Source organism: Kitasatospora sp. NPDC029312 (assembly GCF_055569215.1).
On record NZ_JBVHXY010000014.1, the window covers coordinates 72,414 to 91,560 of the forward strand.

The following is a 19,147-nucleotide window of genomic DNA, read 5'->3' on the forward strand; positions in this document are numbered from 1 at the left end:
CCGGCTCCGCCGCGCGAGCCGCCCCAGGAAGGGTCGTTGCATGAAACCGACACTCGTCGTCCCGCTCTCCCTCGACGCCCTCGTCGTCAACGCCCAGGTGAGCAAGCGGGACGCCTTCCGCGCCTGGCAGCCCACGTACCAGGCGCTCGAGTGGTACGGCAGCCCGGAACCCCAGGCCGGCCAGGCCGGAAGCGAGGACGAGGTGCATCGGGGCACGGGGGTCCACCTGCACTGGACGCTCCCCGCCGGCCTGCGCCACGGCATCCAGGACCCCGCCACCGGCACCGTGGACTTCCCTCTGGTGCCCAACCGCTGGCTCCTCACCCGATTCAGCGGCGGCGCGACCCGCCAGGCCCGGGCCTGGGTCATCGAGAGCGACTGCCCGTACGTCGACAAGGCGGGCAACCACTCGCCCGACCGGTCCAGTCCCTTCCTGGTGCCCGACGCCGTCGTCGTCGACTGGGGCCGCTGCCAGGACCCGTACCGCAGGAACGTGGATCCCGGCGGGGTCACGGACCGCGACGGAAACGACGTGAAGGATACGAACCTCGTCTCCCTGGGCCTCGCCTTCCCCCTGGAGTCATGGCAGGAACGCGCCCCGGCACTGCCGCAGTTCCTCACCGCCGTCGGCCCCGCCAACCCCCACTTCGCCACCTACGTCCCGCACAACGGGAACGTCTTCTCGTACTACGACGACCTTTCCGACGTCACGTCCGCCGACACCCTCGGCTACAGCCTGATCGGCTGGTACGCCAACCCCGCCGCCGACGTCCTGGCGCCCGGGCACACTCCCGACAAGGACTACCCGCAGCTGCTGGCCCGCCTCGGCTGGAGCACCAGCTCGAGCACCCGCGCCGTCCGCAGCGTCTACGCGGGCAACGCCCTGTCCGTCCTGTGGGATCCGACCGGAAGCCCGCCGAGCCCCGATCCGCTGGCCGAGGTGAAGCGCGACGCGCACCTGGACGTGGCCCTCGGGAACACCACTGAGGACGCGTTCCACGCCCTGGCCGCGCGCGCCCTGCACTCGGCCAAGGAGCCACCGACCGCCACCGAACTCCAGCTGCTGCGCACCTTCCTCCACGATCTGCTGCCCACAGCCGACGAGCCGGGCGGCGACGCCCGGGTGGCCCGGCGCCTCCACCACGCCACCTTCACCGCCGTCGGCGGAGGAGACCGCTGGGTCGTCGACCCGCCCCCCGCGGCCGAGACGCCCGCGGAGGTCCTGACGCTGCTGCCCTGGCTCGCCGAGCTCAACGACGACCAGGAGGCGCTGGACGCCGCGCTCGCGGAACTGCACACCCACCAGTGGCTGGTCAACTCCCTGTGGCACAAGTACCACTTGCTGCCCAACCTCTTCCCCTACCCGGACGAGGACGGCCTTCCCGATGCGGCGGCCATGAAGAAGCAGCTGTACACCGAGACCGGCACCACCATGGTCAAGCACCTCGCCGACCTCTGCGAGAAGGTCCGGGGGCTGGCCGCCAAGGTGCCTCAGCCGCTGCCGGGCCACCCCGACCGCAACGACGCGCTGCGCGCCGGCATCGCGGCCTTCGCCAGGGCCAAGGGGCTGCCCACCGGGGCCACCCTCAAGGCCGTCCCGCGGCAGTCCTACTGGCTCCCCACCAACCCCGTCATCGCGCTGGCCGGCCTCCAGCCGCCCCCGGACACCACCGTCGACGACCAGCCCCTCCCCGTCCGCCTGGTCTCCGACGCGTCCACTCCCCTGATCCGGCAGCTCACCGTCAACACCACCACGATCAGCGTGAAGTGCACCGGTGAGGGCGGCATGCCCAGGACCACCCTCCACCCCGCCATGCCCGAACCCACCTGCGGCCTGTTGGAAGAGCACTTCCTCCTCGACCCGGGCAACGCCGCCGCCCTGGCCAAGGCTCACAGCACCGTCACCGAGAAGGCCGTCCGGGAGGCCATCACCTCCCGCAGCGCCTACCGGGGCACACTCCCCGCCCTCGGCCTGGCCCCGTGGTCCCAGCCGTGGCAGCCCTTCCTCCTGGAATGGAAGGCCGTCTACCAGCACATCCCGCACACGCCCGACGGCACGGGCGGTCCGTACTGGACGTTCGACGGCACCGACTACCACTACACCGGCGAACCGCGCCGCCAGGACCTCGTCACCGTGCCCGTGGACGGCATCACCCCCCTGGGCCCGCACGCCCGCTCCCTCTTCGGCGCCCGCCTCCGCGACGCGGTCACCCGCTACCACGCCGACGGGCAGCACCCGCTGGAGACCTGGCTGAAGGACATCAACCGCTGGGGCTACCTCACCCAGGAACTCACCGGCTTCAACGAACGCCTCACGGCCCGCGACACCCGGGCGTTCCGCCGCCCCGGCACGCACCACGACGCGCGCATCGCCGACCTCGTCGGCTACCCCGAGGGCAGCGCCGACGGCCCCGTCCCCACCCGCTACCGCGGCGCGGTCAGCACCACCGCGTACCTCGACGCCGGCAACTCGGCGCCCTTCGTCGCGATGCGCTCCGGCCAGATGTACTTCACCAGCCTCACCGTCTACGACAAGTTCGGCCGCGTCCTGTCCGTCATCACCCCTGAGGCAGGCGGTCTGCACGACGCCGACAAGTTCCCCCTGGTCATCGACACCCCCCTCGCCACCCCGGCCAGCCGCCGCCTCAACGACCGCGTCGCCGCGGTCGCGCAGTTCCCCCCGCGCGCCCTCCAGCCCGCCCGTCTCGACCTCACCCCCGCCTCACCCGCCGCACCCGTCGCCGGCTGGCTGCTGCCCAACCACCTCGACCACAGCCTGCTGCTGCACGCGGCCGACGGCTCACCCCTCGGCAGCGTCCGACGCACCGCCGCCGACCAGGCCGCCTGGCAGCCACCGCCGACCGGCCCGATCACCACCCTCGACCACGTGGCACGGCGCGCACCACTCCTGGCCGCCCTAGTCGGCTCCGAAGCCCTGCGCACGGCGGGCAGCTTCACCGCCTTCCTCGACGCCATCGACTCGACCCTGTGGACCAACGACCCGCTCGGCCACCGCGCCGACCAGAACCTCTCGGTGCTCCTCGGCCGCCCGCTCGCCCTCATCCCCGCCCACCTGCGCCTCACCCTCCAGGGCCCGCCGCTGTACGACGCCGGCTGGAAGACCACCATTCCGGAGACGGACCCAACCAAGCGACCGACGCCGCCGTTCGCCCGCTACCGCTTCCCAGTGCGCCTGGGCGACCGGGCCGCCCGCGACGACGGTCTGATCGGCTACTACACCCACACCGGCACCGACTGGAACCTCCAGCGCTTCCACAGCGTCAGCACGCCCCGAACGGCCGGCGGCTACGTCGTCCCCATCGGACCCCTCGGCCGGACCACCCAGCACGGCAACTATCCGAGCCTGGCGTTCGCCGACACCCACCCCACCCCTCTCCTCCTCCTGGTCGACCCCCGTGCCCCCGTCCACGCCACCGCCGGCCTCACTCCCACCACCGAACTGCGCGTACCGGCCGAGATCCTCGACACCGCCTTCCCGCAGTTCCAGGCCACCTTCACGTTCGGCCCGCTGCTCACCCAGCCAAGGGCCGTCGCTGCCACGAAGGCCCTTCCCGTCCCGCACCCCGACAGCAAGCACACCACCTGGACGTGGTCCGAACGCGCCACGCCGTCATGGGTGCACCACGCCCTCACCCAGGCACCACCCGACGCCGAATTCCCCGACGCGGTGCCCGCGCTCAGAGACGGCTTCCTGCACGTCACCGCCCCCCGCCCGAAGTCCTGACATCCGTCAATCCATGACACCCCGTCGCCCCCCATCGAGAGGTCACACGATGTCCACCCCCACCCCTTCCGACACCCCCGACAAGCGTCTGCTGCTGCGTTACCTCCCTGCGAGCAGCCCCTCCCCCCTCCAGGCGGGCGTCGGGCCCACCATCCCGACCTACAACCGCCTTTCCCTCAGCATCATGCTGCCCACCAAGAACGACACGGTGTACTGCGACCGGATCGACCTGTCCGTCGCCGGCAGCGGAGGCGACGGCCGCGCCCACTTCACCACCAAGCCCGACAGCTCCGTCAGCAACGACGACTGGAGCATCGCGCCGCCCACTTCGGAAATCTCCCAGGCGACCGGCCACACGTACTGGCGCTACGTCCTGACCCGCAAGAAGGGCGCCGACACCCCCTTCAGCAAGCCGGTGACCGTCCTGCTCCACGGCCCGCTGCACCACACCGAAGGGCGGCTCGAATACGGGATCCAGGAACACTCCGCCCCGGACCAGCAGGGAAACCGGGACCAGCGCCGGCGGACCATGCATCTCCCGGTCAGCTCGCCGACGCTCTACCTGGCCAACTTCATCGCCACCGACACCGCGCGCAAGCTCGTACCCAAGACCCGGTTCGGCCGGGACGAGAAGGTCCGCCTCACCTGGGAGAGCAACGGCACCTTCTTCCGCCTCCACAACAGCACCGGGGACATCCTGTGGGAGGGCGACCAGACGACCCACGAACTCACCGCTCCGCTCACCCGGGACACCACCCTCACCCTCCTGGCCTCCGCCGTGGACCCCGGCGGCTTCCACGCCCACACCGTCGTCGAGTACGCCACCCTGACCCTCACCGCCACCAACCCGGAGTATGAAGAGCTCACGGCCACCCAGCTCGTCACAACGGGAAAGATCCGCAGCTACTTGTACTCGAGCCAGATCGAGCTCGACAACGGCGGCATCGGAATCAACAACGGGCGGGACTCGAACGGCACCGCGAGGGACGCAAATCTCCGCGTCCAGAGCGTCAACACCGATCTGGTGCACTCTGGGCACGTCCACTTCGATTCCAAGATCCGCCTCTCCAAAGGCATTGTCGAGATCATCAAAGGAGACCCGCAGACGGCCTGGACGTACATCCGGGGCGAGCTCCACACCGGCACCCTCGGTTACGAGAACCAGCAACAGCTCAAGAAGGGCCCGGTCTGAGCCGCGGCTCACCCGGACCACCTGCGCCGGACAGACCTTAACCGGCACGCCGGCGGCCGAAACCCGCGTGGCTTCGTGGATGGCGCGGTGTTCCTGCCGTGGCCCTCTCCTCGCGAGGTTGTTCTCGCTGTACGGGTGGTGGGCCTACGGGTGCCGGTCACGCTCCTGCGGCCGGGGCCGGTGGGGAGGTCGCTGGGCCGTCGGGGCCAGGGCTGGGGCGCATCGCGCCTCCGTCACGTGGCCAGGGCCGGGCAGAGGAACCGGAGGATCTCCGCCTGGGCGGCATCGGCCTGGGGTTCCGCGCCGGGCAGGGTGAGGAACCAAGCCCGCGCCCTATCCCCATACGCCGCCTTGAACAACAACCGCCGCAAGGTCACCCCCTGCGGCGTCTGCGCTCCCACACGTCCTCGCCAAGACCGAGCAACCATCGACCGTCCCCGCCACCCTGTCCTGCTTGTCCGTGCCGAGCTTCGTTGCTGCCGAGTCTCAGGACCGATCCCGCTCACCCCGGCCCGCGTCAGCATGATCAGCCGGCACGGAGCCGCACGCCGCGCCCCATCCGGTGACCGTGGCTCCCGGGTGCCGCGTGATGTGACCGCCCCGGCGGCTTCATCGGGCTCTTGGCGGCGTCTTCTATACAGAAGAAGAATGAAGTGTACAGTTTGGCCATGAGTGACACCCTGCCGATCACGGAAGCCCGGGCCCGCCTCGGGTCGCTGGTCCGGCGTGCTTCCCACGCCCGCGAGCGCATCACCATCACCGACCACGGCCAGCCCGCCGCCGTCCTCATCAACCCCCAGGAGCTGGCCGACCTCGAGGACGCCCTTGCCCTGGCCCAGTACCGGGCCCGGCAGGCGGCCGGCGCGACCACGGCCGTGCCGCACGAGCAGGTCCGCGCCCAGCTCGGCCTGGGGCCCGCCGCTTGAGCTACACGATCATCTGGGACGAGCCGGCCATCAACGCTGCCGCCCGGTTCCTCAAGGACGACCCCGAAGGCCTGCGGCAGGTCATGGACACCGTGGACCTACTCGTCGACTCCCCCCGCCCGCCGGGCACCGCGGAGTACGGTTCGCCTGACCTGCGCCGGATGTACGTCGGCCTCTACCGCGTCATGTACGAGATCACCGAGGCCACCGTCACCATCGTCGTGATCCACCTCGGCCGAACCGGCTGACCACCCGCGCAGGCGCCGATGACGGCGCCCGGGCACACCTCGGGAGCCCGACGGCCCGGCCACGACCATGTGGAAGGTGCGGCGGCGGCCGGTGCGGCGCTTGCGCAGCATCTCCGAGATCGGCGGGCTGAACGGCTCGATCACCCGCCGGACGCGGCGGCGACGACTCCCCCACGCCCTGCGCTCGACACTCAGCACAACCGTGATGACGGTGTTCAGCCCGCTGACTGGTCTTCGCAGTCGCCGATATGACTACTCGTCGCCCGTCGGCGAAGCTACGCTGGCTGGGTCCGAGAGGCGGGGGTGGATGTCGGTTCGGGGCACGGATGAGGTCGGGGAGTCCTGGAGCGACGACGGGGAGGTCTCCTGCCCGAGGTGCTCGGTCAGGACAGCGGTCAGGCTCCGGAGATTCATCCACTTCCCCGGTGACGCGCGGGCCGTCCTGGACTTGGTGCTGGGCCGGTTGAACGTGCACACGTGCCCGGTCTGCGGAGCACGCACGCAGGTCGACGCCCCGGTCGTGGTGGTGCGGGACGACTGCTCGGAAGTGGCCACCAGCGGGGTTCCCGAACACCTGTCGTCGAGGCTGGCGGCACAGAGCCGCCCGCCGGGAGGCTCTGTGCCGCACGTGACCGGCTATGCCTCGGTGAGAGAGTTGGCGCAGGCCGTCAGAGCGTGGAGCGACGACTTCATAGCCCGCGCGCTGCGGCAGTACGTGGACGGCGAGCTCCCTCCCTTCCGGTCGGAGACCGTACCGCTTCTGCTGTCACCGCTCGGACTGCTCCTGACCCGGTTCCAGATCACGTCGAAGGTCGTCGTCGCCGGGCAGGACCCGGAGACCGCCGAAGCCCGCAGTGCCCCCGGGTACAGCCTGTTGGCCGCGTGCGTCGTCGAGGCCGTCGACCGGTCCTTCACCTACGCGTTCCATCACGGCGGCTCCACCGAGCTGCTGCGGATCATCGAAGAGCGGGTGCCTGCCGAATGCCTGCGACCGGAGGTGTTCGACGCCCTACTTCAACGTTGTCTGCCGCCGACCCCTGAGAACCTGGCGAGCCCCGCCGTGACGGACCGGATGGCCAGGTTCGAGTACCTGAACAGCGCCGTCCACACGGTCGCGGGCCGACCCAATCCGCGGGGGGAGACCTGGGCTTCGCTCTGCTTCCTGCTGTTCTGCCTCTCCCGGACCCCCGGATTCGACGTCGATCCCGCCCTGCTGCTGAACAGCGAGGTGTCGAGACGCACGATCACGTTCCCGGATGCATGGAATGCGGCGATGCGCCAATGGGACGACGAGCATGCTCGGGACCACATCGAGGCTTGGTTCGTGCACATCGGCAAGTGGGACCGGTTCCAGGAGCAAGTGGCCGGCGGAGTTCTCGACCCCCGCGCGATCGGTCGCCAGGAGGACGCGGAGTTCGCGCAGGCGCTTCTCAACCGGGTCTTCGAGGCCGAGGGCGGAGAACAGCCGCCGAACGACTGGTCCCTGGAGGCCAAGGCGGTCTGCCGATGGCTGCTGGGAGCCGGCAGGGTGTCGCTGGCCGAGACCTACGCCTGGGCACTGTGCAACCGCCTCAGCGACGAGGGGCGCATGGAGGAACTCGGAGGAGCCGTGGTGTCGATGATGGCGGCGTTCACCACCTTCCGGGAGTTCCGCCTGGCCCGGCAACTGTTCCAACGCTTCCGAGCCCGCGTGGTGCGCTCCGGCCCCTCACCCCGACTAGGTTCGGCCCTGGAGAACGAACGCGGAAACGTCCTGCGTCACGTCGGTCGCCTCCGCGAGGCGCTCGAGGCCTACGGGAGTTCGGAAGCACTGGCACGCACGGCCCCGGGCGGTATCACCCCAGACCAGCGGCAGACCCTGAACGTCAACCGCGCGATCGTGCTTCGCGAACTCGGCCGGGTGGACCTGGCGCTCACCCTGCTCGCCGAGGCCCTTTCGCAGGAGAGCCACGACTCGGTGGCCCGGGTCAGCTACGCGACGAGCCTGATCGAATGCCACGTGGCTGTCAACCGGCACGCCGAGGCGCTGCGGGTCGCCCGGGAGGCCGCCGCCGTGCCGCTGTCGCCCACGCACCTCGGGGAGCGGGTGCCCGTCCTGCTGAAGGTCGCCGAACTCCGCACGCTACTCGAAGAAGATCCGGAACTACCGGAGCTGCAGGAGGCCTGGGACCTCAGTGAGGGGACGCGGGGGCCGCGGACGATGGTCAGCGCCGCGATCCTGTTCTGCGCCTCCCGGACGTCGCTCGACGGACATCTGGTCACGGCCGCGGAGCAGTTCCTCGACGACCGGTTCCGCAACGGTCCGGCCGACATGGTGGGAGTCCTGCGCCTGCTCCAGTTCCGAGTGGCCCGCGGAGACCACGACGCGGCCCGTGCGATCGTGGAGCGCTTCGAACCGGTGGTCGCCGCACACGGTCTGCCCTGGCAGTTCCTGTGGCAGCGGTACCAGCTGGTCGACCGCGATGATCCGCTCCGGCGGTGGCAAGCGGCCCGCCTGGTGCTGGACACCCTGGACGAGGGAGGCGTGGACGCACCGGGCGACATCGACCTGGTCGGCTCCTGGCTCATCGACAAGGAGGACGTCCAGGACGAACTGATCTCCTGCGTGACGCAAGCGGCCGCCCGCGGGGCTGCCGGGCCCGGGGACTACCTGCGCGTCTTCGAGTTCGCGAACGGCCGCGAGGTCCGGCCCCGGACCGCTCCGCGCCGCGGCGGCCGGCCCCCCACGACCGTGGTCGACCGCGCGGCCGCACTGCTGGACCGAAGCCGGGAACAGGGTGTCACCGCCTCCCTGGCCGCCTTCGTCGAGGCACCGGACGGTCTGCGGATGGTCCTGGCCGGCTCCGCCGGAGTGGTGCGCGCCGTCCCGCTCCCGGTCCTGCCGGACCGCTTACGAGCCATGCGAACCGCTTTCGACCGAAGCGCCGGCCCCGGCTGCGTGACGCGCCGACAGCAGAGCGCCGCGCTCGCTCCGGTCGGGGACTTCCTGCGTCGGTTCGCCGACACCGTCGCCGAACACACCGGGGAGGACGAGCACCTGGTGCTGCTGCCGAGCGCGGAGTTGCTCGGAATCCCCCTGCACGCGGCCACGCTGTCGGACGGGCGGGCGCTGCTGGAACGCAACGGCCTCAGCTACGCCCCCAACCTCGCCACGGCCGAGTCGGTGCTCGCCGCAGGACCGCTGCCGGTCCCGGGCAGTACCGCGGCGGCGGTCCTGAGCGTCTCCAAGCAACGGGACCGTCCGGAGTTCTCCGCCCGGCTGCGGCAGGTGAGCGCCCGGCTGACGGCGCTCCTGGGCCCCACCGCGCAACGGCTGGACGGAAGGGCCGCCACCAAGACCGCCGTTCTGGAGAAGTTCCCCGACGTACACCACTTGCTCCTGCTGGCCCACGGTGCCAACTCCACCACGGCCAACGGACGCGGCGTCTGCGTCTCGGACGGAAAAGTCCTGCCGCCCACACTGCTGCCGGTCGAACAGGCCGCCGAGCTGCGGCGCTTCATCCTCGACTCATCCGACATCACCGCCACCACCGCCTGCCCGGACACCGTCGTGTCGATCGCGTGTTCGTCCGGACGCAGCCGGCCCGGTGCGGGCGGCACCAGGGTCGGACTGGAGCGCGCCCTGTTCGCCGGCGGCACCCGGGCTCTGGTGGCGCCGCTGTGGGACGTCGACCAGGCCTCCGCGCTGGATTTCGTCGAATCGCTCTACACCCACTGGTGCGCCGCGCCGGCGGTGCCGCTGACACGTCACTACCGCACGGCGGTCCTGGAGACCAGAAACCGTTACCAACAAGCCTTCCACTGGGCTCCCTTCGCCCTGAAGGGAAGCTGGCTGTGACCACGAGGAGGATCCGCATGACCACGACCGCCGATCTCGCCGCCCGCATCGTCGGACTCAACCGGGAGGAGGCCTTCGAAGCCGTCCTGGCGCTCGAAGACCTGTTCCCCGCCGACCATCCGGGGAAGACCGAGACCGCCGACCTCCTGCGCGAGATCGAGAACGATCCGTACGGCCTGGTCGCCGACATCGACGACCTCGCCCGCATCCTGCTGCTGAGCGCTGCGGCCACCGAAGAGTGGGAGGACGACGTCCGGGACGCCGTCGAGGCCGTGGGCCGCAAGGCGTTCGTCTTCGGGGGCCTGGAGATCATCGCGGTCGGCGGACTCGTGGTCACCGGACTCGCGGTGGTGCTGAGCAAGGGGAAGGCAGAGGAGCGGACCAAGCTCGAACTGGGCGACGACGGCGTGCTGCGCTACGAGCGGGAGGTCGTCTACACCTCCGGCAGCGGGCTCGTCAGGGCCCTGGCCAGGCTGGTGGGGCGCGCCCAGCAGCCGTAGGACCGGGCACCTAGGGCAGGGGTGTTCACGAGTCGGGCTGACCGGCATCGGAAGACCTAATCGGAGATCGCTTCCCAGGCGGCGAGTGATCGCTTCCCGAAACTGAGTCGCCGCTCGGCGGGGCACCGGACGGGACTTACCGGGTGGATACCCGTCACCGGTGCCCCGCGAGCTCTTCCGCAGCCTCTATGACCAGTCCATCGACACCGATGTCGACCACCCGCCGACGGCGGCCATCGCGAGGTACGTCGCGCTCCTGCTGGAGCGGTGGCCCGATCTCGCCGAGGAGGAGGACGAACTCTCCCGTGGTCGACGGGGCCGTTGATCGGTGAGGCCGCCGGTCCGCTGGGCTACGTCCCGATGCGATGGAGCATGGCGGAGGAGGTCTCGGCCTACGCCGGGGAGTCGGTCGCATCTCCGGGGCTGGTCTGCTTCGATCCCCAGGCCCGCCGCCTTCGGCGCAGCGGCGTCGAACAGCCAAGCCACGGCCCGGCCGGGCTGAGGCCGCAGGGCCGCAGGGGCCGCAGGGGCCGCCACCGCCGGAACGAATGACGAGGCGGCACCGACGCGGCTGGGGACCGGGACCGCGAGACGGCTCGGGTGAGAAAAGGCGGCGCGCCAGCCGTCCCACCCCTGGCGGCGGTGTTGTGGCCACGGCTGCCGGGGGTGCAACAGTCCGGCGCGGGAGCGGGGGAGTCGGCCGCGGGAGCGTTCGGTCAGCGGTCGTTCGACCCGACGAGCCCGACCACCAACTGACGCGCGTACGCGGTGTCGAGCCCCTCCGGACGGAAGAGGATGCGGTACATCATCGGGGCGACGACGCGGTCGAGGACTGTCTCGACGTCGGGTGCTTTCTTCTCGCGGCCGGCCGCGCGGTCGAGGATGACGTCGATCTGCTCGGCCGCGTAGGCCGAGCACTGGCCAGCGTTGGTGCCGTCCGGGTCGCCGAGCAGGGCGTCGCGGATGTAGGCGCGGCCCGCGGGGGCGGACATCTCCTCCAGGAACTGCTCGGCCCAGGCCTCAAGGTCGGACCTCAGGCTTCCCTTGTCCTCCGGAGCCGTCTCGGGCCGCAGACGCTCGACCGCCACGTCCGACAGCAGTTCCTGCAGGTCGCCCCAGCGGCGGTAGATCGTGGACGGGGTGACTCCGGCGCGGGTGGCCACCAGGGGGACCGTGAGGGCTTCGCGGCCCACCTCCGCCTCGAGTTCGCGCACGGCGGCGTACACCGATGCCTGCACCCTGGCGCTGCGTCCACCGGGGCGCACCATGGTCTTTCGGCTCATGGAACCAATCTTAAAGCAAATATGTTGCTTCAGGTGCTCGTCCGCGCACCGCCCGGCGGCACCGGGCGGTGCGGCCCGGGCCGCTCCACCGGTTCGTCACACCGCTGCCAGTGGGCGCGCGGGCCGCGTCCGCTCGTAGGCGTGGCCGACTCGCAGCAGCACCGGCTCCCCGAGGGGGCGGCCGATCAGTTGCATGCCGATGGGCAGACCTGTCGCGTCGTGGCCGACCGGGACGGACAGCGAGGGCACTCCGGTGATGTTGGCGGGGGCGCAGAGGCGTACATAGGCGTCGGAGACCCCCTCGACGGTGCCGTCCGGCCAGGTGATCGCCTCGTCGTCCGCCTTCACCGCGGTGGCCGGGACCGTCGGGGCGGCGATCACGTCGACCTCCTCCAGCAGGCGGGCCCAGGCCTGCTGCATAAGGGTGCGCGCGCGCTGGGCGCGCAGGTAGTCCCCGGCCGACATCAGCTCGCCGGCTTGGAGGAGGATCCGCACGTCGGCCTGGTACAGGTCGGGGACGGCGCGCAGGGTGCGCTCGTGGTAGGCGGTGGCCTCCGGCACCATCAGGCCCCACTGGGTGGCCTGGATGTAGCGCGTCATCGGGATCTCGACCTCGACGAGCTGCGCTCCGAGGCTCTCGAGCTCCACTGTGGCGCGCCGGACGGCGGCCTCCACCTCGGGGGCGACGTGGTCGAAGTAGTAGTTGCGCGGCACTCCGATCCGCAGACCCGTCAGTTCCGTGGAGCCGCCCGGCCGGTAGTCCTGGCCGGAGGTGATCAGGGAGGCGGGGTCGCGGGGATCGTGGCCGGCCAGGACGGACAGGACCAGGGCGGCGTCCTCCACGGTGCGGGTGATCGGGCCCACGTGGTCCAGCGACCAGGACAGGGACGTCACACCGTGGCGGGGAACGAGGCCGTAGGTCGGTTTGAGGCCGACGACTGCGTTGAGCGCGGAGGGCACCCGGATCGATCCGCCGGTGTCGGTGCCAAGGGCGAAGGTCGCGGCGCCCGCGGCGACGGCGACGGCGGAACCGCCGCTGGAGCCTCCGGCGATCCGGTCGCGATCCCACGCGTTGCGGGTCTGCGGGGTGGTCAGACCGTAGGCGAACTCATGAGTGTGCGTCTTGCCGAGCAGGACCGCGCCGGCCGCGGCCAGGCGGGCGGCGACCGTGCTGTCGGCCTTGGCGCGGTGGTCCGCCCGGACCCGGGAGCTGGCCGTGGTGGCCGCGCCGGCGACGTCGATCAGGTCCTTCAGCCCCATGGGGATGCCGTGCAACGGACCGCGCAGCCGGCCGGCCGCGACATCCTGTTCGGCCTCGCGCGCCGCCCGGCGGGCCTCCTCCGCCATGACGGTGACGTAGGCCTGAAGTTGCCGCTCCACCTGCCCGAGTCGGTCAAGGACGGAGTCCACCAGCTCGACGGGGGACAGCGTTCGTGCCCGGATCGCGTCAGCGGCTGCGGCGATGGACAGTTCATACGGCTGCATCGTTCTTCTCCTCTCCGGCGCGGTAGGCGGCGGCAGGCGGGGTGTCTCCGAAGTCCAGTTCCCGCAGGACCGCGACGACGGACTGGATGTGGTTGGCGGTGGCGGCCACCGCGGCGAGCTGGTCAGCTGGCAGTGGGAGCCCGGCGTGGTCGGCCCAGCGGGCCGCCTCCGATGGCGTGAGTTCGGCAGCGGGCATGAACGTTCTCTCCTGACCGGACTGGGGCGACGGAGCAGTCCCGGGCAACCCTCCGCACCAAAAGCTAACGGTTTGCTTTAGTCGACACTAGGACCTACGGTGGATTAAAGCAAACCGATTGCGTTTAGCGGGAGGGTCCCATGTCCAACGCCACGTCAGACGCAGCCGCGCAGTGCCTATGCCCCGCCGCCCGCACCCGCGCGGCCTCCTTCGCTCTCAACGTGTCGATCGTTGCACTCCTCCTGGCCGCCTCCAGTGCGCCGACGCCGCTGTAACCCCTGTACCAGGACCGATGGGGCCTGACCGCCCTGACGATCACGCTTGGTGGCCCCCCGGCGCCCCGCACCTGTTCTCCGGGATGATCTTCTTCATCGTCAGCGCCGGGGCCACGCTCACCGTGTGGAGGCTGCGCGGGACCGCGCCGCTCGCCGCCGCCACCGGCGGAACCCTGGCGGTCATCCCCGCCACGGCCCTGAGCCTGCTCGGTCTGCACAGCGCCAGCCTGACCGCCGTCTACCGCGCCGCGACCCTGGCCGCCTATTACGTCCTCAGCTACCTCTCCATGAGCCTGCCCGCCATCGCCGTGGGCGCCGCCACCCAGAACAAAGGAACGACGGGCCATGAACACCTCACCGGCCGACCAGACCACCACCATCCCCTCCTGGACCGTGGGCGCTGTCACCGTCCACCGCATCGACGAGGTCCTCCTGCCGCCCGCGACCGGCCCCTGGCTGCTGCCGGACGCCACCGCGGACGTGGTCAAGCACCAGGACTGGCTGCACCCCGACTTCGCCGACCACGAGGGCATCCTGCACATCGACAGCCACAGCTTCGCCTTCACCCTCGGTGGGCTTCGCATCCTCGTCGACACCGGAATCGGCAACGGCAAGGAGCGGGCCAACCCAGCGTGGCACAACCTGCGGACCGACTTTCTCGAGCGCCTCACCGCTGCCGGCTTCCGCCCGGACTGCGTCGATCTGGTGATCCTCACCCACCTGCACGCCGACCACGTCGGCTGGAACACGCAGGAGGTGAATGGCGAGTGGGTCCCCACCTTCCCCAACGCCCGCTACGTCACCTCCCGCGTCGAGCGGGAGTTCTGGGCCACGTACGACATGGAGGAGGCACGCAGGCACATGTTCCGCGACTCCGTGATCCCGGTCGAGCAGGCGGGGCTGCTCGACCTCGTCGACGTCCCAGCCGAGGGGGTCGAGATCATCCCGGGCGTGCGCCTGCGACCCACGCCCGGTCACACCCCCGGCCACATAGCCGTCGAACTGACCAGCCAGAGTGAGACGGCGCTGATCACCGGCGACTGCATCCACCACCCGGTCCAGCTCGCCCACCCCGCCATCGGCGCCTGCGTCGACATCGACCCGGCGCAGTCCGAGGCCTCGCGCCGCAAGCTGCTCGGCTCCCTCGCCGACACGGACACGCTGGTCCTCGGCACGCACTTCGCGCCGCCCACCGCCGGCCTCGTCGTTACCCACGAGAACGCGTACCGGCTCGCGCCCGTCCCCGCCGCTTCAGCCAGGCCATCGGCGCGGGCCAAGGGCCTCCGTCACCTTTGATGTCGGGGCCCTCGACTCGAACGAGAAGTACAGGTTTCGTCGGGAGCCTTCCTGGCCGCAGGGGCACTGCCCGCCTCGCCCGCTTTCGCCGCGCCGGGCGCGCGGATCGGCCGGGTGCCGGCGCTCGCGGCGCCGTCCGATTGCGGATGAACCGGCTCGGTCAACTACGGAGACGTCACCGCGGGGATCTCCGCGTCCTGGCCGACTGGCAAGCGCCGCTTCGGTTCCGAGGTGGTCGGGGGCCGGTTTCGACACCCTCGTCTTGAGCGTCGCGGCCCCGACGCGGAGCACCGACGACGCGCCGCGGGTGGCGGCCGGGCACACGGCGCTCTGCCCGGACAACTCTTCCAGGAAGCCGGCAGCCTCGCCGGGTACGCACCGTCACCGGTCGGCGCGGACAGCCGGATCCTCTGGTGGTTCTGCTTCCGCCGGACGGGCTGTCAGTGGGCGTCGCTACTGTTCCTTCCCTGATCGACTGATCAAACGTTCGAGGAGAGGGACGAAGCTGTGCGGCGCTGGGAGTTCGTCGAGGGTGGCTCGGACAAGTTCTGGGAGGCCGCGGTCGACGGTGTCGTGGTGACCGTGCGCTACGGCCGGTCCGGCACCGACGGGCGGGAGCAGAGCAAGGAGTTCCCTACCCCGGAGGCGGCGCAGGCGCACTTCGCCAAGACCGTCGCCGAAAAGGAGCGCAAGGGCTACCGCGAGACCACCGCCGGCGCGGCACCCGCCGCGCAGCCGGTCGCGGCCACCCCGCCGACCGCCATCCCGGACGCCGGGACCCCTAGCCTCCCCGACGCCCCGGTCGACGAGGACACCTTCGTCCTGCCGGACGCCTGGCGGCGGATTCTGATTCCCCGCCGGGGCGGCGTGGCCCGTGCCACGACGTCGCCGACGCGGAACGCGCCGGAGAAGCTCCGCGCCCTGGTGGCGGAGCAGGCGGAGTGGGTGGAGCAGGCGCTCGCCTCCTCGCGCAGTGACGCCGAGCTGGTCGAGGCCGCCCGCGCGCACCTGGGCGGCGCCACCGACCCGCGCGGTGCCGCGGTGGTGGCGGCGCTGGTCGCCGACTCGCCGGAGGGCTACCGCCGGGCGGTGGACGGCTGGGTGGTGGAGCACGGCCTGCCGTTCGCGGCCCGGGCGGTGGTCGAGCTGCTGGAGATCGGCGTGACCGCGGACTCGTCCAACGAGCGCCGGTTCAATCCGCGGGTCGGCGCGGCCACGTACCGGCACCGGGCGTCGGGGGTGCACCGCCAGGCCGCGGACCGGGTCCGCGCACTGCTGGCGGTCTGCGACGAGGAGACCCACGGCGCCGTGGTCGAGGCCCTGGCCGACTGCCGGAAGGACCTGACGCGCCTGGTGGTGGCGGTGTACCTGGTACCGTCCGAGACGGCCTGGGCCGAGGAGTGCCTCCGCTCGTCGGCGGGGCTCGACACGGCCGCGTGGTCGATGCTGCTCTGCTCGCTCTCCTCGGCCGAGCCGCTCAAGGAGCTGGACCGCCTCCCGAGCCTCGGCTGGGACGGCTGGTCGGCGGACGTCATCGCCACCGTCGCGGAGGGCCTCGGCAGCGGCGCCGCACCGCTGCTGCTGCACACACTGGCCCACGACTACCTCTACAGCGACCGGCGCAAGCAGCTGCTGGCCGCCGTCGCCGAGCTGCCGTCCGATGACGCGTTCCGCGGACTGCTGGCCCATCAGGGCGATGACAAGGCGGCCCGCGGCGCACTCGTGTCGGCGGTCCGCCGCTACCCGCGCCGGGCCGTCCGCCTGCTCGCCGAGGCCGCGACGGCGTGCACCGATCCGGCCGCCCGGCGGCTCGCACTCCAGCTCCTCACCGCCCACGTCGCCGCTCACCGCACGACCGCGCTCGAGCTGCTGCCCGATCTGACGCCGGAGCAGGCCGCCGTGGTGCAGCCGCTCACCGAGGTGGCCGACCGGGTACCGGACGTCCCCCTCGACTCGCTGCCCGAGTTGTTCACCAGCCCGCCGTGGACCCGGCCGCGCTCCACCGCCAAGCCTCGCGTGCTGACCGGCCTCGCCGCCCCGGAGGGGCCGCAGGTGCGCTGGCTGCCGGGCGAACAGGACGCCTGGGCGACCTCCGAGTCCTGGTACGCGTGCTGGTCGGACGGAGACTGGCAGCGGATCGCCGGAACCATGCGGGCCGGGGCCGAGCGGACCGGCGACCCGCGGTACCACTCCAACCGGCACCAGGAGCTGGCGCTGTTCGCGTACGGCGACGAGGAGCTGGGCCGTCCGCTGATCGCGGGGTGGCGCGGCGGCGAGCACATCTGGGACGCCGTCGGCGCGCTGCGCCGGGTCGCCGCCCGCTTCGGAGCGGACGCGCTGGAGCCGATGCTGGCCGCCGCGCAGCACAGTCCGGCGGCCCACGCGTCGCTGCTGCTGCCGTACCTGGACGTCCGGGTGGCCCAGGCGATGGCGGACTGGCTGGTGCGCCTGAAGTCGACGGGCGACACCGCCCGCGCCTGGTTCGGTCGGCACGGCCTGGACGCGGCCCGGCTGCTGGTGCCCGCCGCAGTCGGGAAGGTGGGCGCGGCCCGGCGCGGCGCCGAGCACGCCCTGCGGCTGATCGGTGCGGCGCACGGCGTCCCCGCGGTGTGTGCGGTGGCCGGCGAGTACGGGCCGGACGCGGCGGAGGTGGTGGGCACGTTGCTGTCCGCCGACCCGCTGGTGAACGTGCTGCCCGCGAAGCTGCCCCAGCCCGGCGAATGGGCGGAGCCGATGATGCTGCCGAAGCTGCTGGTGCGCGGCGGCGGGGGTGCGCTGCCGTCCGAGGCGGTGCGGCACGTGCTCACCATGCTCGCGCTGTCCAGGGCGGGGGCCTTCTACCCGGGCCTGGATCAGGTGGCGGAGCTGTGCGAGCCGCGGTCGCTGACGGCGTTCGGCTGGGCGGTGTTCGAGCAGTGGCGGCTGGCTGGCATGCCGTCCCAGGACGGCTGGGCGCTGCACGTGCTGGGGCGGCTGGGTGACGACGAGACGGTCCGTCGGCTGACGCCGGTGATCCGGGCGTGGCCGGGCGAGGGGGCGCACCACCGCGCGGTGGACGGCCTGGAGGTGCTGGCGGCGATCGGCAGCGACATCGCCCTGCTGCATCTGCACGGCATCGCGCAGCGGGTGAAGTTCAAGGCGCTCAAGGCCCGGGCGCAGGAGAAGATCGCCGAGGTGGCGGCCGGGCTCGGCCTGTCCGGGGAGCAGCTGTCCGATCGCCTGGTGCCGGACTTCGGGCTGGACGCCGACGGGACGACTGTCGTCGACTACGGCACCCGCACCTTCACGGTGGGCTTCGACGAGCAGCTCAAGCCGTACGTGCTGGACGCGGACGGCGCCCGCCGCAAGGACCTGCCGGCCCCGGGGGCGCGGGACGACGCCGAGCTGGCTCCGGCTGAGCGCAAGCGCTTCGCGGCGCTGAAGAAGGACGTCCGTACGGTGGCCGGCGACCAGATCCGCCGGCTGGAGGACGCGATGGTCACCCAGCGGTCGTGGACGGCGGAGGAGTTCGGCCGGCTGTTCGTCGGGCATCCGCTGCTGTGGCACCTGGTGCGTCGGCTGCTGTGGCTGGCCGAGGCGGGCGGTGCCACGACCGCGTTCCGGGTCGCCGAGGACCGCACTCTGGCCGACGTCGACGACGAGGTGTTCGCGCTGCCGGAGGGGGCGAGCGTCCGGCTGGCCCACCCGCTGCTGCTGGGCGACGAGCTGGCCGCCTGGTCGGAGGTGTTCGCCGACTACGAGATTCTGCAGCCATTCCGTCAGCTCGACCGCGCAGTCTACGCGCTGACGGACGAGGAGCGGGCCGGGCACCGCCTGAGCCGCTTCGAGAACGGCCCGGTCCTGCCGACCGCCCGGCTGGTCGGCATGGAGCGGCGCGGCTGGCAGCGCGGCGCGCCGCAGGACGCGGGCGTGGAGCGCTGGCTGTCGCGCCGGGTCGGCCCTGACCGCTACGTGGTGCTCGCCCCGGAGCACGGCATCGCGGTGGGCGTGCACGACGTGTATCCCGAGCAGCGGGTGGAGACGGTGTGGCTCGACATGCGCCCGGGCGACTACTGGACGCACAACCGGACGTTCCCGACCTTCGCCGAGCTCGACCCGGTGACCGCCTCCGAGGTGATCGCCGACCTGACGGAGCTGACCACGCTGTGAACCCGCCCACCGAC

At 71.7% G+C, this 19,147-nt stretch carries 12 protein-coding genes and 1 pseudogene; 10 read left to right on the forward strand and 3 right to left on the reverse strand.

All coding sequences use genetic code 11. The features are described 5' to 3' along the window. Positions 1-40 precede the first annotated feature (40 nt). From ACZ4WV_RS14410 to ACZ4WV_RS14445, 8 genes and pseudogenes are all read left to right on the forward strand, one after another. Positions 41-3,745 carry a hypothetical protein gene (locus tag ACZ4WV_RS14410; protein ID WP_465746345.1) on the forward strand — a complete coding sequence of 1,235 codons (3,705 nt, stop codon included), beginning with the start codon at positions 41-43 and terminating at the stop codon, positions 3,743-3,745. A 49-nt stretch (positions 3,746-3,794) separates the two neighbouring features. Then, a complete protein-coding gene (locus ACZ4WV_RS14415; protein WP_465746347.1) occupies positions 3,795-4,937 on the forward strand; it encodes a hypothetical protein in 1,143 nt (380 codons plus the stop codon). Positions 4,938-5,605: 668 nt separating this feature from the next. Continuing rightward, positions 5,606-5,863: a type II toxin-antitoxin system Phd/YefM family antitoxin gene (locus tag ACZ4WV_RS14420; RefSeq protein ID WP_465746349.1), complete on the forward strand. Its 258-nt coding sequence runs from the start codon at positions 5,606-5,608 to the stop codon at positions 5,861-5,863. Continuing rightward, on the forward strand, positions 5,860-6,111 hold the full coding sequence (locus ACZ4WV_RS14425; RefSeq protein ID WP_465746351.1) for a type II toxin-antitoxin system RelE family toxin: 252 nt from the start codon (positions 5,860-5,862) through the stop codon (positions 6,109-6,111). The genes ACZ4WV_RS14420 and ACZ4WV_RS14425 overlap by 4 nt, the downstream gene beginning before the upstream one ends. 307 nt (positions 6,112-6,418) lie before the next feature. Continuing rightward, positions 6,419-6,685, forward strand: a pseudogene (locus ACZ4WV_RS14430) (CpXC domain-containing protein); the annotation flags it as partial. Positions 6,686-6,730: 45 nt separating this feature from the next. Then, positions 6,731-9,949 (forward strand): CHAT domain-containing protein, encoded by a 3,219-nt coding sequence (locus ACZ4WV_RS14435; protein ID WP_465746480.1) that lies wholly within the window; start codon positions 6,731-6,733, stop codon positions 9,947-9,949. A 17-nt stretch (positions 9,950-9,966) separates the two neighbouring features. Further along, the gene (locus ACZ4WV_RS14440; RefSeq protein ID WP_465746353.1) at positions 9,967-10,449 is read left to right on the forward strand and encodes a hypothetical protein; all 483 of its coding nucleotides are present in this window, start codon (positions 9,967-9,969) and stop codon (positions 10,447-10,449) included. A 160-nt stretch (positions 10,450-10,609) separates the two neighbouring features. Beyond that, positions 10,610-10,774, forward strand: a complete 165-nt coding sequence (locus tag ACZ4WV_RS14445) for a hypothetical protein (RefSeq protein WP_465746355.1) — start codon at positions 10,610-10,612, stop codon at positions 10,772-10,774. 391 nt (positions 10,775-11,165) lie between these two features. Here ACZ4WV_RS14445 and ACZ4WV_RS14450 read toward each other — a convergent pair whose 3' ends face one another. The 3 genes from ACZ4WV_RS14450 to ACZ4WV_RS14460 form a co-directional block, all read right to left on the reverse strand. Beyond that, positions 11,166-11,732 carry a TetR/AcrR family transcriptional regulator gene (locus tag ACZ4WV_RS14450; protein ID WP_465746357.1) on the reverse strand — a complete coding sequence of 189 codons (567 nt, stop codon included), beginning with the start codon at positions 11,730-11,732 and terminating at the stop codon, positions 11,166-11,168. A gap of 96 nt (positions 11,733-11,828) precedes the next feature. Then, positions 11,829-13,217 (reverse strand): amidase, encoded by a 1,389-nt coding sequence (locus tag ACZ4WV_RS14455; RefSeq protein WP_465746359.1) that lies wholly within the window; start codon positions 13,215-13,217, stop codon positions 11,829-11,831. After that, positions 13,204-13,413, reverse strand: a complete 210-nt coding sequence (locus ACZ4WV_RS14460; RefSeq protein WP_465746361.1) for a hypothetical protein — start codon at positions 13,411-13,413, stop codon at positions 13,204-13,206. Before ACZ4WV_RS14460 ends, ACZ4WV_RS14455 begins: the two co-directional genes overlap by 14 nt. Positions 13,414-14,033: 620 nt before the next feature. Here ACZ4WV_RS14460 and ACZ4WV_RS14465 point away from each other — a divergent pair. Both ACZ4WV_RS14465 and ACZ4WV_RS14470 read left to right on the forward strand, forming a co-directional pair. Then, positions 14,034-14,984 carry an MBL fold metallo-hydrolase gene (locus tag ACZ4WV_RS14465; protein WP_465746363.1) on the forward strand — a complete coding sequence of 317 codons (951 nt, stop codon included), beginning with the start codon at positions 14,034-14,036 and terminating at the stop codon, positions 14,982-14,984. Between the two features lie 507 nt (positions 14,985-15,491). Beyond that, on the forward strand, positions 15,492-19,133 hold the full coding sequence (locus ACZ4WV_RS14470; RefSeq protein ID WP_465746365.1) for a DUF4132 domain-containing protein: 3,642 nt from the start codon (positions 15,492-15,494) through the stop codon (positions 19,131-19,133). The last annotated feature ends 14 nt before the right edge of the window (positions 19,134-19,147 follow it).